A 15,951-nucleotide genomic window follows, 5' to 3' on the forward strand; every position below is an offset into this window, starting at 1 on the left:
TCCTAAAACCCCTTCGGTGTTGTATGGTTAAGTCTCACGGGCAATTAGTACAGGTTAGCTCAACGCCTCACAGCGCTTACACACCCTGCCTATCAACGTTCTAGTCTCGAACAACCCTTCAGGACGCTTTAAGCGCCAGGGAGAACTCATCTCAAGGCTCGCTTCCCGCTTAGATGCTTTCAGCGGTTATCGATCCCGAACTTAGCTACCGGGCAATGCGATTGGCATCACAACCCGAACACCAGTGGTTCGTCCACTCCGGTCCTCTCGTACTAGGAGCAGCCCCTTTCAATTCTCCAACGCCCACGGCAGATAGGGACCGAACTGTCTCACGACGTTCTAAACCCAGCTCGCGTACCACTTTAAATGGCGAACAGCCATACCCTTGGGACCGACTTCAGCCCCAGGATGTGATGAGCCGACATCGAGGTGCCAAACACCGCCGTCGATATGAACTCTTGGGCGGTATCAGCCTGTTATCCCCGGAGTACCTTTTATCCGTTGAGCGATGGCCCTTCCATTCAGAACCACCGGATCACTATGACCTGCTTTCGCACCTGCTCGAATTGTCATTCTCGCAGTTAAGCGGGCTTATGCCATTGCACTAACCACACGATGTCCAACCGTGTTTAGCCCACCTTCGTGCTCCTCCGTTACTCTTTGGGAGGAGACCGCCCCAGTCAAACTACCCACCAGGCACTGTCCTCGACCCGGATAACGGGCCAAAGTTAGAACATCAAAACTACAAGGGTGGTATTTCAAGGATGGCTCCACACAATCTAGCGACTGCGCTTCAAAGCCTCCCACCTATCCTACACATGTAGGTTCAATGTTCAGTGCCAAGCTGTAGTAAAGGTTCACGGGGTCTTTCCGTCTAGCCGCGGGTACACTGCATCTTCACAGCGATTTCAATTTCACTGAGTCTCGGGTGGAGACAGCGTGGCCATCATTACGCCATTCGTGCAGGTCGGAACTTACCCGACAAGGAATTTCGCTACCTTAGGACCGTTATAGTTACGGCCGCCGTTTACCGGGGCTTCGATCAAGAGCTTCGACCGAAGTCTAACCCCATCAATTAACCTTCCGGCACCGGGCAGGCGTCACACCGTATACGTCATCTTACGATTTTGCACAGTGCTGTGTTTTTAATAAACAGTTGCAGCCACCTGGTATCTGCGACTCCCAACAGCTCCATCCGCAAGGGACTTCACCGTCAAGAGCGTACCTTCTCCCGAAGTTACGGTACCATTTTGCCTAGTTCCTTCACCCGAGTTCTCTCAAGCGCCTTGGTATTCTCTACCCGACCACCTGTGTCGGTTTGGGGTACGATTTCTTGTGAACTGAAGCTTAGAGGCTTTTCCCGGAAGCATGGCATCAATGACTTCACATCCGTAGATGCTCGACATCGTGTCTCAGCCTAACGCAGAGCCGGATTTACCTAACTCTACAGCCTACGCACTTGAACCTGGACGACCGTCGCCAGGCCCACCTAGCCTTCTCCGTCCCCCCATCGCATTCACAACAAGTACGGGAATATTAACCCGTTTCCCATCGACTACGCCTTTCGGCCTCGCCTTAGGGGTCGACTTACCCTGCCCCGATTAACGTTGGACAGGAACCCTTGGTCTTCCGGCGAGGGAGTTTTTCACTCCCTTTATCGTTACTCATGTCAGCATTCGCACTTCTGATACCTCCAGCAGACTTTACAATCCACCTTCAACGGCTTACAGAACGCTCCCCTACCCAATACTCTCACGAGCATTGCCGCAGCTTCGGTTTACAGCTTAGCCCCGTTACATCTTCCGCGCAGGCCGACTCGACTAGTGAGCTATTACGCTTTCTTTAAATGATGGCTGCTTCTAAGCCAACATCCTAGCTGTCTGAGCCTTCCCACATCGTTTCCCACTTAGCTGTAATTTGGGACCTTAGCTGGCGGTCTGGGTTGTTTCCCTCTCCACGACGGACGTTAGCACCCGCCGTGTGTCTCCCGGATAGTACTTACTGGTATTCGGAGTTTGCAAAGGGTTGGTAAGTCGGGATGACCCCCTAGCCTTAACAGTGCTCTACCCCCAGTAGTATTCGTCCGAGGCGCTACCTAAATAGCTTTCGGGGAGAACCAGCTATCTCCGGGTTTGATTGGCCTTTCACCCCTAGCCACAAGTCATCCGCTAATTTTTCAACATTAGTCGGTTCGGTCCTCCAGTTGATGTTACTCAACCTTCAACCTGCCCATGGCTAGATCACCCGGTTTCGGGTCTATATCCAGCGACTGAACGCGCAGTTAACACTCGCTTTCGCTACGGCTCCCCTAATCGGTTAACCTCGCCACTGAATATAAGTCGCTGACCCATTATACAAAAGGTACGCAGTCACCCCACAAAGGAGGCTCCTACTGCTTGTACGTACACGGTTTCAGGTTCTATTTCACTCCCCTCACAGGGGTTCTTTTCGCCTTTCCCTCACGGTACTGGTTCACTATCGGTCAGTCAGGAGTATTTAGCCTTGGAGGATGGTCCCCCCATGTTCAGACAGGATATCACGTGTCCCGCCTTACTCGTTTTCACCTAAACAGCGCCTTCGGTTACGGGGCTATCACCCTCTATTGCGTGCCTTTCCAGACACTTCACCTAACGCTGCAAAAGCTTAAGGGCTACTCCGATTTCGCTCGCCGCTACTCTCGGAATCTCGGTTGATTTCTTTTCCTCGGGGTACTTAGATGTTTCAGTTCTCCCGGTTCGCCTCATTAGACTATGTATTCATCTAATGATAACTGCTGCTGCAGCTGGGTTTCCCCATTCGGAAATCGCAGACTCAAGTGGTTTTTACTACCTTATCTACGCTTATCGCAAGTTAATACGTCCTTCATCGCCTCTGACTGCCAAGGCATCCACCGTGTACGCTTAGTCACTTAACCATACAACCCGAAGAAGTTTCGAGCTGCATTATCAGTAACCAAGGTGTCTCTCATTGATTTACATGAGCGAGAGACTGGTTTTGCCGGACTCAATTGAATGACACAGAAAAACTGTGCATTTCCAAGAACACTTGATTGTGTTGGTCTTTCTCTTTCGAGAAAGTATTGAGAACTTTTACAAATAATCGTCTGTTTCCAATGAAACACACATTATTTTGTCAGCTTTCCAAATTGTTAAAGAGCAAAGATTTTGTTTCTCACAAAACCATCTTTAAAGATTCTTATCAAAAACCCTTAAAGATGGTGGAGCTATGCGGGATCGAACCGCAGACCTCTTGCATGCCATGCAAGCGCTCTCCCAGCTGAGCTATAGCCCCATAACTCTCTTTGCTTATAAACCAAATCAATCTGTGTGGACACTCATCTCAATATCTATTCGTAAGGAGGTGATCCAGCGCCAGGTTCCCCTAGCGCTACCTTGTTACGACTTCACCCCAGTCATGAACCACAAAGTGGCAAGCGTCCTCCCGAAGGTTAAACTACCTGCTTCTTTTGCAGCCCACTCCCATGGTGTGACGGGCGGTGTGTACAAGGCCCGGGAACGTATTCACCGTGACATTCTGATTCACGATTACTAGCGATTCCGACTTCATGGAGTCGAGTTGCAGACTCCAATCCGGACTACGACGTACTTTTTGGGATTCGCTCACTTTCGCAAGTTGGCAACCCTCTGTATACGCCATTGTAGCACGTGTGTAGCCCTACTCGTAAGGGCCATGATGACTTGACGTCGTCCCCACCTTCCTCCGGTTTATCACCGGCAGTCTCCCTGAAGTTCCCACCCGAAGTGCTGGCAATCAAGGATAAGGGTTGCGCTCGTTGCGGGACTTAACCCAACATTTCACAACACGAGCTGACGACAGCCATGCAGCACCTGTCTCAGAGCTCCCGAAGGCACACCAGAATCTCTTCCGGCTTCTCTGGATGTCAAGAGTAGGTAAGGTTCTTCGCGTTGCATCGAATTAAACCACATGCTCCACCGCTTGTGCGGGCCCCCGTCAATTCATTTGAGTTTTAATCTTGCGACCGTACTCCCCAGGCGGTCTACTTAACGCGTTAGCTCCGAAAGCCACTCCTCAAGGGAACAACCTCCAAGTAGACATCGTTTACGGCGTGGACTACCAGGGTATCTAATCCTGTTTGCTCCCCACGCTTTCGCATCTGAGTGTCAGTATCTGTCCAGGGGGCCGCCTTCGCCACCGGTATTCCTTCAGATCTCTACGCATTTCACCGCTACACCTGAAATTCTACCCCCCTCTACAGTACTCTAGCCTCCCAGTTTCAAATGCAACTCCGGGGTTAAGCCCCGGGCTTTCACATCTGACTTAAAAGACCACCTGCATGCGCTTTACGCCCAGTAATTCCGATTAACGCTCGCACCCTCCGTATTACCGCGGCTGCTGGCACGGAGTTAGCCGGTGCTTCTTCTGCAGCTAACGTCAAAAGGCAGCTCTATTAAAACTACCCCCTTCCTCACTGCTGAAAGTACTTTACAACCCGAAGGCCTTCTTCATACACGCGGCATGGCTGCATCAGGCTTGCGCCCATTGTGCAATATTCCCCACTGCTGCCTCCCGTAGGAGTCTGGACCGTGTCTCAGTTCCAGTGTGGCTGATCATCCTCTCAGACCAGCTAGAGATCGTCGCCTTGGTGAGCCCTTACCCCACCAACTAGCTAATCCCACCTGGGCATATCCTGACGCGAGAGGCCCGAAGGTCCCCCTCTTTGGTCCGTAGACGTCATGCGGTATTAGCCATCGTTTCCAATGGTTATCCCCCACATCAGGGCAATTTCCCAGGCTTTACTCACCCGTCCGCCGCTCGTCAGCAAAAGAGCAAGCTCTTTCCTGTTACCGCTCGACTTGCATGTGTTAGGCCTGCCGCCAGCGTTCAATCTGAGCCATGATCAAACTCTTCAATTAAAAGTTTTTTTGACACTTGCGTGTCGGCTCAATGAATACTGCTTTTCGTCTCCGCTTTTTAAAAAAGCAGAAGCAAAAAGTTACATTACATAAGTAATGTTGAATTGACTGTGCTCTCGTTAGATAACAGTAAACTGCTTTCTAACTTGATATTGGTCACTCGGTTCATTGATAAAATCTTATTTGATATTTATCGACGAGTGCCCACACAGATTGATTGGTCTATATTGTTAAAGAGCTTTGCTTTCAGTGCCTTAGCACTTAGGCAGGACGCGTATAATACGCTACCCACTTTGAAAGTCAACATAAAACTTTCATCTTCTGAAAAGATTTATGGTGACTTGCCTCAAAAGAAGCAAGTGACAAAATTAAAGCCTGGCGATGTCCTACTCTCACATGGGGAGACCCCACACTACCATCGGCGCTGTTTCGTTTCACGTCTGAGTTCGGCATGGATTCAGGTGGGTCCAAAACGCTATGGTCGCCAAGCAAATTTCTTTCAATTCGAAAAGCTGATTCTCGTACACAATCAAGTCTCTAAGAGTCCTAAAACCCCTTCGGTGTTGTATGGTTAAGTCTCACGGGCAATTAGTACAGGTTAGCTCAACGCCTCACAGCGCTTACACACCCTGCCTATCAACGTTCTAGTCTCGAACAACCCTTCAGGACGCTTTAAGCGCCAGGGAGAACTCATCTCAAGGCTCGCTTCCCGCTTAGATGCTTTCAGCGGTTATCGATCCCGAACTTAGCTACCGGGCAATGCGATTGGCATCACAACCCGAACACCAGTGGTTCGTCCACTCCGGTCCTCTCGTACTAGGAGCAGCCCCTTTCAATTCTCCAACGCCCACGGCAGATAGGGACCGAACTGTCTCACGACGTTCTAAACCCAGCTCGCGTACCACTTTAAATGGCGAACAGCCATACCCTTGGGACCGACTTCAGCCCCAGGATGTGATGAGCCGACATCGAGGTGCCAAACACCGCCGTCGATATGAACTCTTGGGCGGTATCAGCCTGTTATCCCCGGAGTACCTTTTATCCGTTGAGCGATGGCCCTTCCATTCAGAACCACCGGATCACTATGACCTGCTTTCGCACCTGCTCGAATTGTCATTCTCGCAGTTAAGCGGGCTTATGCCATTGCACTAACCACACGATGTCCAACCGTGTTTAGCCCACCTTCGTGCTCCTCCGTTACTCTTTGGGAGGAGACCGCCCCAGTCAAACTACCCACCAGGCACTGTCCTCGACCCGGATAACGGGCCAAAGTTAGAACATCAAAACTACAAGGGTGGTATTTCAAGGATGGCTCCACACAATCTAGCGACTGCGCTTCAAAGCCTCCCACCTATCCTACACATGTAGGTTCAATGTTCAGTGCCAAGCTGTAGTAAAGGTTCACGGGGTCTTTCCGTCTAGCCGCGGGTACACTGCATCTTCACAGCGATTTCAATTTCACTGAGTCTCGGGTGGAGACAGCGTGGCCATCATTACGCCATTCGTGCAGGTCGGAACTTACCCGACAAGGAATTTCGCTACCTTAGGACCGTTATAGTTACGGCCGCCGTTTACCGGGGCTTCGATCAAGAGCTTCGACCGAAGTCTAACCCCATCAATTAACCTTCCGGCACCGGGCAGGCGTCACACCGTATACGTCATCTTACGATTTTGCACAGTGCTGTGTTTTTAATAAACAGTTGCAGCCACCTGGTATCTGCGACTCCCAACAGCTCCATCCGCGAGGGACTTCACCGTCAAGAGCGTACCTTCTCCCGAAGTTACGGTACCATTTTGCCTAGTTCCTTCACCCGAGTTCTCTCAAGCGCCTTGGTATTCTCTACCCGACCACCTGTGTCGGTTTGGGGTACGATTTCTTGTGAACTGAAGCTTAGAGGCTTTTCCCGGAAGCATGGCATCAATGACTTCACATCCGTAGATGCTCGACATCGTGTCTCAGCCTAACGCAGAGCCGGATTTACCTAACTCTACAGCCTACGCACTTGAACCTGGACGACCGTCGCCAGGCCCACCTAGCCTTCTCCGTCCCCCCATCGCATTCACAACAAGTACGGGAATATTAACCCGTTTCCCATCGACTACGCCTTTCGGCCTCGCCTTAGGGGTCGACTTACCCTGCCCCGATTAACGTTGGACAGGAACCCTTGGTCTTCCGGCGAGGGAGTTTTTCACTCCCTTTATCGTTACTCATGTCAGCATTCGCACTTCTGATACCTCCAGCAGACTTTACAATCCACCTTCAACGGCTTACAGAACGCTCCCCTACCCAATGTGATAAATCACATTGCCGCAGCTTCGGTTTACAGCTTAGCCCCGTTACATCTTCCGCGCAGGCCGACTCGACTAGTGAGCTATTACGCTTTCTTTAAATGATGGCTGCTTCTAAGCCAACATCCTAGCTGTCTGAGCCTTCCCACATCGTTTCCCACTTAGCTGTAATTTGGGACCTTAGCTGGCGGTCTGGGTTGTTTCCCTCTCCACGACGGACGTTAGCACCCGCCGTGTGTCTCCCGGATAGTACTTACTGGTATTCGGAGTTTGCAAAGGGTTGGTAAGTCGGGATGACCCCCTAGCCTTAACAGTGCTCTACCCCCAGTAGTATTCGTCCGAGGCGCTACCTAAATAGCTTTCGGGGAGAACCAGCTATCTCCGGGTTTGATTGGCCTTTCACCCCTAGCCACAAGTCATCCGCTAATTTTTCAACATTAGTCGGTTCGGTCCTCCAGTTGATGTTACTCAACCTTCAACCTGCCCATGGCTAGATCACCCGGTTTCGGGTCTATATCCAGCGACTGAACGCGCAGTTAACACTCGCTTTCGCTACGGCTCCCCTAATCGGTTAACCTCGCCACTGAATATAAGTCGCTGACCCATTATACAAAAGGTACGCAGTCACCCCACAAAGGAGGCTCCTACTGCTTGTACGTACACGGTTTCAGGTTCTATTTCACTCCCCTCACAGGGGTTCTTTTCGCCTTTCCCTCACGGTACTGGTTCACTATCGGTCAGTCAGGAGTATTTAGCCTTGGAGGATGGTCCCCCCATGTTCAGACAGGATATCACGTGTCCCGCCTTACTCGTTTTCACCTAAACAGCGCCTTCGGTTACGGGGCTATCACCCTCTATTGCGTGCCTTTCCAGACACTTCACCTAACGCTGCAAAAGCTTAAGGGCTACTCCGATTTCGCTCGCCGCTACTCTCGGAATCTCGGTTGATTTCTTTTCCTCGGGGTACTTAGATGTTTCAGTTCTCCCGGTTCGCCTCATTAGACTATGTATTCATCTAATGATAACTGCTGCTGCAGCTGGGTTTCCCCATTCGGAAATCGCAGACTCAAGTGGTTTTTACTACCTCATCTACGCTTATCGCAAGTTAATACGTCCTTCATCGCCTCTGACTGCCAAGGCATCCACCGTGTACGCTTAATCACTTAACCATACAACCCGAAGAAGTCTTTTTTGCTTGGCCTTTTTCCCTGAATACAGCGTTAGCGTCGAAGGCTGCTTGGTCACTATCAGACGATAGCTCCCTGCGATATCCTTCTTGCTGCCTTGTCTCAGGCAAAAATTCTCAGCGCAAAAACCTAAGGGTTGATATCATCAACTAATTAGGTGTCACACAATATTTTATACATGAGTGTGTGACTTGGTTTTGCCGGACTCAATTGAATGACACAGAAAAACTGTGCATTTCCAAGAACACTTGATTGTGTTGGTCTTTCTCTTTCGAGAAAGTATTGAGAACTTTTACAAATAATCGTCTGTTTCCAATGAAACACACATTATTTTGTCAGCTTTCCAAATTGTTAAAGAGCAAAGATTTTGTTTCTCACAAAACCATCTTTAAAGATTCTTATCAAAAACCCTTAAAGATGGTGGAGCTATGCGGGATCGAACCGCAGACCTCCTGCGTGCAAGGCAGGCGCTCTCCCAGCTGAGCTATAGCCCCATCGTGTAGTCAATTTTTCTTATTCAAGCCACATTGTGAGCAAGCATAGTTGACTATGCGACGAACAATGTAACGCCGAAGAAGAAAAATTTGGTGGGTCTGAGTGGACTTGAACCACCGACCTCTCGCTTATCAGGCGAACGCTCTAACCACCTGAGCTACAGACCCAAACTCTCTTTGCTTATAAACCAAATCAATCTGTGTGGACACTCATCTCAATATCTATTCGTAAGGAGGTGATCCAGCGCCAGGTTCCCCTAGCGCTACCTTGTTACGACTTCACCCCAGTCATGAACCACAAAGTGGCAAGCGTCCTCCCGAAGGTTAAACTACCTGCTTCTTTTGCAGCCCACTCCCATGGTGTGACGGGCGGTGTGTACAAGGCCCGGGAACGTATTCACCGTGACATTCTGATTCACGATTACTAGCGATTCCGACTTCATGGAGTCGAGTTGCAGACTCCAATCCGGACTACGACGTACTTTTTGGGATTCGCTCACTTTCGCAAGTTGGCTGCCCTCTGTATACGCCATTGTAGCACGTGTGTAGCCCTACTCGTAAGGGCCATGATGACTTGACGTCGTCCCCACCTTCCTCCGGTTTATCACCGGCAGTCTCCCTGAAGTTCCCACCCGAAGTGCTGGCAATCAAGGATAAGGGTTGCGCTCGTTGCGGGACTTAACCCAACATTTCACAACACGAGCTGACGACAGCCATGCAGCACCTGTCTCAGAGCTCCCGAAGGCACACCAGAATCTCTTCCGGCTTCTCTGGATGTCAAGAGTAGGTAAGGTTCTTCGCGTTGCATCGAATTAAACCACATGCTCCACCGCTTGTGCGGGCCCCCGTCAATTCATTTGAGTTTTAATCTTGCGACCGTACTCCCCAGGCGGTCTACTTAACGCGTTAGCTCCGAAAGCCACTCCTCAAGGGAACAACCTCCAAGTAGACATCGTTTACGGCGTGGACTACCAGGGTATCTAATCCTGTTTGCTCCCCACGCTTTCGCATCTGAGTGTCAGTATCTGTCCAGGGGGCCGCCTTCGCCACCGGTATTCCTTCAGATCTCTACGCATTTCACCGCTACACCTGAAATTCTACCCCCCTCTACAGTACTCTAGCCTCCCAGTTTCAAATGCAACTCCGGGGTTAAGCCCCGGGCTTTCACATCTGACTTAAAAGACCACCTGCATGCGCTTTACGCCCAGTAATTCCGATTAACGCTCGCACCCTCCGTATTACCGCGGCTGCTGGCACGGAGTTAGCCGGTGCTTCTTCTGCAGCTAACGTCAAAAGGCAGCTCTATTAAAACTACCCCCTTCCTCACTGCTGAAAGTACTTTACAACCCGAAGGCCTTCTTCATACACGCGGCATGGCTGCATCAGGCTTGCGCCCATTGTGCAATATTCCCCACTGCTGCCTCCCGTAGGAGTCTGGACCGTGTCTCAGTTCCAGTGTGGCTGATCATCCTCTCAGACCAGCTAGAGATCGTCGCCTTGGTGAGCCCTTACCTCACCAACTAGCTAATCCCACCTGGGCATATCCTGACGCGAGAGGCCCGAAGGTCCCCCTCTTTGGTCCGTAGACGTCATGCGGTATTAGCCATCGTTTCCAATGGTTATCCCCCACATCAGGGCAATTTCCCAGGCTTTACTCACCCGTCCGCCGCTCGTCAGCAAAAGAGCAAGCTCTTTCCTGTTACCGCTCGACTTGCATGTGTTAGGCCTGCCGCCAGCGTTCAATCTGAGCCATGATCAAACTCTTCAATTAAAAGTTTTTTTGACACTTGCGTGTCGGCTCAATGAATACTGCTTTTCGTCTCCGCTTTTTAAAAAAGCAGAAGCAAAAAGTCACATTACATAAGTAATGCTGAATTGACTGTGCTCTCGTTAGATAACAGTAAAACTGCTTTCTAACTTGATATTGGTCACTCGGTTCATTGATAAAATCTTATTTGATATTTATCGACGAGTGCCCACACAGATTGATTGGTCTATATTGTTAAAGAGCGTCTAGTGTCTGGCTTGTCGCCTTAGCTAGGGGTGCGTATCTTACGCTTTTCGAAAATCAAGTCAACAGATATTTGCTAACAATTTTAAGGATTTTCTTTTACCTTGAGTTTGTCGTTTTCAGACACTCTCTGTCGGTGAGGCGGCATTATAGGGAACAAATAACTTGTAGCAAGTGATTTCTTTACTTTTTTTTTCGTTTGCTCAAAAAGAAATCAGAAACGTTATAAACAATGTCACAACCTTTGAAGATTATCACAGCAATAGGTTGGAAAAACCTTGGACATAAACGTAAGATTCATTTATCTGTTCTATTTTATTTATGTATTCATCTTCCTTATTAATTGATAAGTAGTATTCCATATGAATTTAACTAAATCTTTTTTGTGGCTTGCCACGTTTGCTGTATTAGGTGTTATTGCACTTTCTCAGCTCGCAATTCCCTCAATCGTTGCTTTTCTTGTCGGGTTGGCAGGAGCGACGCTTATTTTTATTCTCACTTCACAAAATTCGTCTTCTCAACAACAATCACAGATGGCGACAACAACATTATATGTCGGCAATCTCCCTTACAAAGCCAATGAATCGAATGTAAAAAGCCTATTTGCAGATTATGGTGAAGTCTTCGCAGTACGTTTAATGAAAGACAAACGGACAGGAAAGCGACGTGGATTTGGTTTTGTGGTGATGCCAGAGGCTGACGCACAAAAAGCAGTTACGAAACTGAATGAGTCTAGTTATATGGACCGGACTCTCAAAGTTCGGGTTGCGAATGATCCGAAAAACCCTGAATCGGATCATTCTCAATTTGATTAAACCCCCAACCGGATAAAACTTTTGTCAGTGCTTCGCCATCATATGGCGAGGTGCTGGCAAAAATCCGAGGTGTTTGGGGAGCATGTCTACACATTGCTTCAGAAATCAAACTCTCCACCCTTCGGGCAATCGCTTTACCAGAATCCACCAGAATAACCTTACTGCCTAATACCTGCTGAATCTCATCTCTCAATAACGGGAAATGTGTACAGCCGAGTACCGCAACATCAATTTTCCCTTGAATCGGCTGAAGAATGCTTGCCAGTTCAAACATGTTCACTGTGACGCCACGTAATTTCCGCTCAGCCATATCGACCAACGCTGTTGATCCAAGCAGACAGATATCTTTATCAAATGAGAAATCCCGAATCAGCTCATGCGTATAAGGCCGCTTGATGGTTGCGGGAGTCGCAATAAGGCCGACACATCGCTGAGCCAAATTACAAGCAGGTTTAATTGCGGGAACCACACCGACAACAGGAATATCTAATCTCTTCCGTAATCCCGGCAAAACAATCGTACTCGCGGTATTGCAAGCAATCACAACAAGATCAATTGCCATTCTCGTCACGATAGATGTGACTAACGCTTCAACCCGGTAGAGTAATTCTTGTTGGGGCAGCTCTCCATATGGATAGCCTTCATTATCGAACAGATAGACGTAGTTATGCTCGGGGAGTCGCTGATGAATTTCCCGATAAACCGAAAGGCCACCGACACCGGAATCAAAGATTAGGATATTAGAAACTTGTAAGGACACGTTTAACTACATCGAAGAACTAAAGATGAAAATGCATGATACGCTTCCAATCGATTTTGACAATCATGATTTTCTAAAGAAAATAAACCGCCCGAAGGCGGTTTTTTGGTCTAGAGATGAAACTTAGAACTGATAACCGACTTCAGCAAAAAGCGTTCTTTCATTTCCTTTATAATAGGTGTTGGCAGAACCGTAATAACCGGTCTCATAATCTTCATCGAACAGATTTTCGACTTTTATACCTATGGACGTCTGATGATTCCACAAATAAGAAACGCCAGTATCCACTGTAATATAAGATCCTAACCATTTACTTGAGTCTGCACGGTTACCAACGTAGTTTGTTGTAATTGTCCCGCGCCACTGATTCTGTGAGTACAGCATCGCCCAGCTATAGTTGTTCTGAGCTCTTTTATCAAGCAATGAACCATCTGATGCATCTTCTGCTTTTTTCCATGCAGCACTTAATTTATGTTCAATTGGACCAGTCTCTACAGTAGCGCTTAGCTCTATTCCCTCAATTCGTGCTCGCGCAACATTTGACGGTTTCCATACACTACCTCCCACATTTTTCCAATCGATCATATCTTGAAGATCTGTTCGGTATACCGACAGCTCCCAAGAAAGAAGCTCGTGAAAACCTTTGACTGCCAACTCTCTTGACTTCGAATCTTCTGGTTTTAAATTTGGATTACCACTATTCGGCCAATATAGATCATTAAAACTTGGCTCTTTATATGCTGTGCCAAAGTTCCCCAATATTTGGAGTTCATCTGTAATCCAATAACCAATACCACCGTTCCATGTTGTGTGGTGCCCAAAAGTACTGGAGTCATCATAACGACCACTAACTTCAAACGTTACATCATTGACATCAGTAGACGACGTAAAAAACACCGATTGCATGTGCTTTTCCGTTTCGTCATAACTATTCGAATAGCTACCGAGTAAATCGGCCTTATCTTGTGAGTACTCCAGCCCTACCTGCAAATGTATTACATCTGCAAGAACACTATTATTGAGCCAACTCAATACGTTTTGACGCGTTCGAATGATTTGCTTTGCATCAGAATCATCAGCTAATCCATCAGTCGCTTCGTTGTATCGAGTTGAAATTTGCAACTCTGAGAAAAAGTCACCCTGAGCATAACGAAGTAAACCAGCCAAAAGTTCAGATTCAGTATCAGTTTTTTTCTGCTTCAGCTCGATCATATTGCTAGTCGCATATTTAGCATAAGAATCTGCTTTATGAAGCGTCAATTTGCCCTGCCACTCGGCATTAAATTGATGCTGAAGATGACCAACAAAAGTCTGTGCTTTATATCCATCTTCTTCACTATCAGGAGATGCTGCCAACACTTTGTAACCATCACTCTTCTCTTGCGATACGATGACTTCACCATGAGTGGAGTCGTTCAACTGGCCAACACTCTTCCATCCCAATAAACTATGGCCATGTGAACCATATCCTACACGCCCCTGATGCTCGGAAGTAAAATCCTTACTTGTCGTAATGCTAATGATTCCGCCAATGGCATCAGAACCATAAGCAGCTGCTCGATGTCCCTTGATAATTTCAATCTTCTCAATCGCAAAGGCAGGGATTAGACCAATTGAAGACCCACCAGTTGTTGATGAATTGATTCGTACACCATCCAGAAGCATCAATGTATGCTTAGATCCTGTCCCCCGGAGAAAAATAGACGTTGCTTGTGCCTTTCCTCCAGAAGAAACGACTTCAACACCAGATAAAGTTCTCAACACTTCTAATGCACTATGAGCCTGAAGTGCTGCGATATCTTGCTTTGTGACTGTAATCGTGGAAGCAAGAACCGATTTAGCCGGTTGCTCAAACCGATTCGCTGTCACCACCATCGTGTCAGCATTTGAACTGTCTGCATAAGAATAGAAAGCACAAGGGAGCTGCGATACCACTGCTATCGCTAAAACTGTTTTTTTCATTTTTATATCCTGAATTCGCGTTAATCTGACCGGGACGCCTGTTTTCTCCCGGTTGCTGGCAGGTCTTCGGACTTAAGAATATGATTACCCTGAGATAACCGCCAAAACCTCGACTTCCCACATCTGGTGCAGTGTCTCTTGAGATCTTGTCTTCTATTTACCGCTGCGCGTCAGTTCTGGATTTTCACCAGATTCCCTTTTCAACACCCCAGCAAATGCATACTCGTTGTCACTGGGGGTACCAACTGGCACGATAGTATTGGCCTACCTAACCCTTGTCCAGATGATATTCACGGTATGTATGAAGAAAATTCTTGCGGATCGACGAACAGACTGGACATCATGATGGAATCGAATAAAATCTGCGCTCTTTAACTGTTCGCTCTGTAAGGTAATACGATGACTACTCTTGATGTAAATCCCGAACGCTACCAGAATCAACTAAAAGAGAAAGTCACTCGGCTTACTGAGATGTTCTCTGAATTTCAAATGCCAGAACTGGCCGTGTTTGAATCACCAGAACAACATTATCGGATGCGTGCGGAGTTTCGTGTCTGGCATGAAGGGGATGACCTCTACTACATTATGTTCGATCAGGAGACCCGCCAAAAATATCGGGTCGATCAGTTTCCGGCAGCAAGCCAGCTGATCAATCAACTGATGCCTGCCTTGCTCGATCAGATGCGTGATAACCATACCCTGCGCCATAAGCTGTTTCAGGTTGATTTTTTATCGTCACTCAGCGGCGAAATTCTTGTCTCACTACTCTACCATCGTCAGATTGACGAACAGTGGCAACAAGCCGCTCAAACCTTGAAAGAGACATTACGTCAACAAGGCTTCAACCTAAATTTAATTGGTCGGGCGCGAAAAATAAAAATGGTCTTAGATCGCGATTACGTGGTTGAAAAACTGTCCGTCCATGATCAAACCTACACCTACCAGCAAGTTGAAAACAGTTTCACTCAGCCCAACGGACGTATTGCCGAAAAAATGCTGACGTGGGCGGTTGACTGCACCCGTGACAGTCAGGGCGATCTGCTAGAACTCTACTGCGGAAATGGCAATTTCTCTCTGGCTCTGGCGCAAAATTTCAACCGTGTACTGGCAACAGAACTGGCGAAACCTTCGGTCGACTCTGCGCAATACAATATTGCTGCCAACCATATTGAGAATGTACAAATCATTCGCATGTCCGCGGAAGAATTCACACAAGCCATGGAAGGAAAGCGTGAGTTCCGCCGCCTCAAAGATGCCGGTGTTGATCTCAGTAGCTACCAATGCAACACAATTTTTGTCGATCCACCGCGCTCAGGGATGGATATCGATACTTGTAGAATGGTGCAGAAATATCCTCGAATTCTTTATATTTCTTGCAACCCGGAAACCCTCAAGGAAAACCTGGCCGTTCTGAGTGAAACGCACCGCGTCACTCGCTTCGCGCTGTTCGACCAATTCCCCTACACCCACCATATGGAAGCGGGCGTGCTATTGGAGCTTATAAAATAAGGGAAAACCAGGATCTATAACATCAAAAA

4 protein-coding genes, 3 tRNA genes, 5 rRNA genes and 1 riboswitch are annotated in these 15,951 nt (G+C 48.0%); of the genes, 2 read left to right on the plus strand and 10 right to left on the minus strand.

Annotated elements, in window-relative coordinates; all coding sequences use genetic code 11:
- Positions 1-23: 23 nt before the first annotated feature.
- The 8 genes from OCU60_RS16475 to OCU60_RS16510 form a co-directional block, all read right to left on the minus strand.
- Positions 24-2,914: ribosomal RNA gene (locus OCU60_RS16475) — 23S ribosomal RNA — on the minus strand.
- A 301-nt stretch (positions 2,915-3,215) separates the two neighbouring features.
- Positions 3,216-3,291 (minus strand) — tRNA-Ala (locus OCU60_RS16480).
- A gap of 62 nt (positions 3,292-3,353) precedes the next feature.
- Positions 3,354-4,895: ribosomal RNA gene (locus OCU60_RS16485) — 16S ribosomal RNA — on the minus strand.
- A gap of 373 nt (positions 4,896-5,268) precedes the next feature.
- A 5S ribosomal RNA gene (rrf, locus tag OCU60_RS16490) occupies positions 5,269-5,384 on the minus strand.
- Between the two features lie 78 nt (positions 5,385-5,462).
- Positions 5,463-8,353 (minus strand): 23S ribosomal RNA (locus OCU60_RS16495).
- A 436-nt stretch (positions 8,354-8,789) separates the two neighbouring features.
- Positions 8,790-8,865 (minus strand) — tRNA-Ala (locus OCU60_RS16500).
- Positions 8,866-8,956: 91 nt separating this feature from the next.
- Positions 8,957-9,033: transfer RNA gene (locus OCU60_RS16505), tRNA-Ile, on the minus strand.
- 61 nt (positions 9,034-9,094) lie between these two features.
- Positions 9,095-10,636: ribosomal RNA gene (locus OCU60_RS16510) — 16S ribosomal RNA — on the minus strand.
- Together the 16S, 23S and 5S rRNA genes with 3 tRNA genes alongside form the textbook arrangement of a ribosomal RNA operon.
- 602 nt (positions 10,637-11,238) lie before the next feature.
- Here OCU60_RS16510 and OCU60_RS16515 point away from each other — a divergent pair.
- Complete coding sequence (locus OCU60_RS16515; RefSeq protein ID WP_074375293.1) at positions 11,239-11,691, plus strand: RNA recognition motif domain-containing protein; 453 nt, start codon at positions 11,239-11,241, stop codon at positions 11,689-11,691.
- Here the strand turns inward: OCU60_RS16515 and murI are convergent.
- Positions 11,630-12,451, minus strand: coding sequence for a glutamate racemase (gene murI, locus OCU60_RS16520; protein ID WP_074375292.1), 822 nt, complete (start codon positions 12,449-12,451; stop codon positions 11,630-11,632). The two genes, OCU60_RS16515 and murI, sit on opposite strands and share 62 nt — an antisense overlap.
- A 123-nt stretch (positions 12,452-12,574) precedes the next feature.
- Positions 12,575-14,413: a TonB-dependent receptor domain-containing protein gene (locus tag OCU60_RS16525; protein ID WP_074375291.1), complete on the minus strand. Its 1,839-nt coding sequence runs from the start codon at positions 14,411-14,413 to the stop codon at positions 12,575-12,577.
- 40 nt (positions 14,414-14,453) lie between these two features.
- Positions 14,454-14,674, minus strand: a riboswitch (cobalamin riboswitch).
- A gap of 138 nt (positions 14,675-14,812) precedes the next feature.
- Between OCU60_RS16525 and trmA the strand changes: the two genes are divergently transcribed.
- Entirely contained in the window at positions 14,813-15,922 is a 1,110-nt protein-coding gene (trmA, locus tag OCU60_RS16530; RefSeq protein WP_074375290.1) for a tRNA (uridine(54)-C5)-methyltransferase TrmA, read from the plus strand.
- The last annotated feature ends 29 nt before the right edge of the window (positions 15,923-15,951 follow it).

The sequence above is a fragment of the Vibrio spartinae genome (assembly GCF_024347135.1).
GTDB lineage: Bacteria > Pseudomonadota > Gammaproteobacteria > Enterobacterales > Vibrionaceae > Vibrio > Vibrio spartinae.

What these genes read in the sequence shown, in the direction of transcription:
- trmA (WP_074375290.1), top strand. Translation starts at nt 14,813, where the DNA reads ATGACTACTCTTGATGTAAATCCCGAACGCTACCAGAATCAACTAAAA.
- OCU60_RS16515 (WP_074375293.1), top strand. Translation starts at nt 11,239, where the DNA reads ATGAATTTAACTAAATCTTTTTTGTGGCTTGCCACGTTTGCTGTATTA.
- OCU60_RS16525 (WP_074375291.1), bottom strand. Translation starts at nt 14,413, where the DNA reads ATGAAAAAAACAGTTTTAGCGATAGCAGTGGTATCGCAGCTCCCTTGT.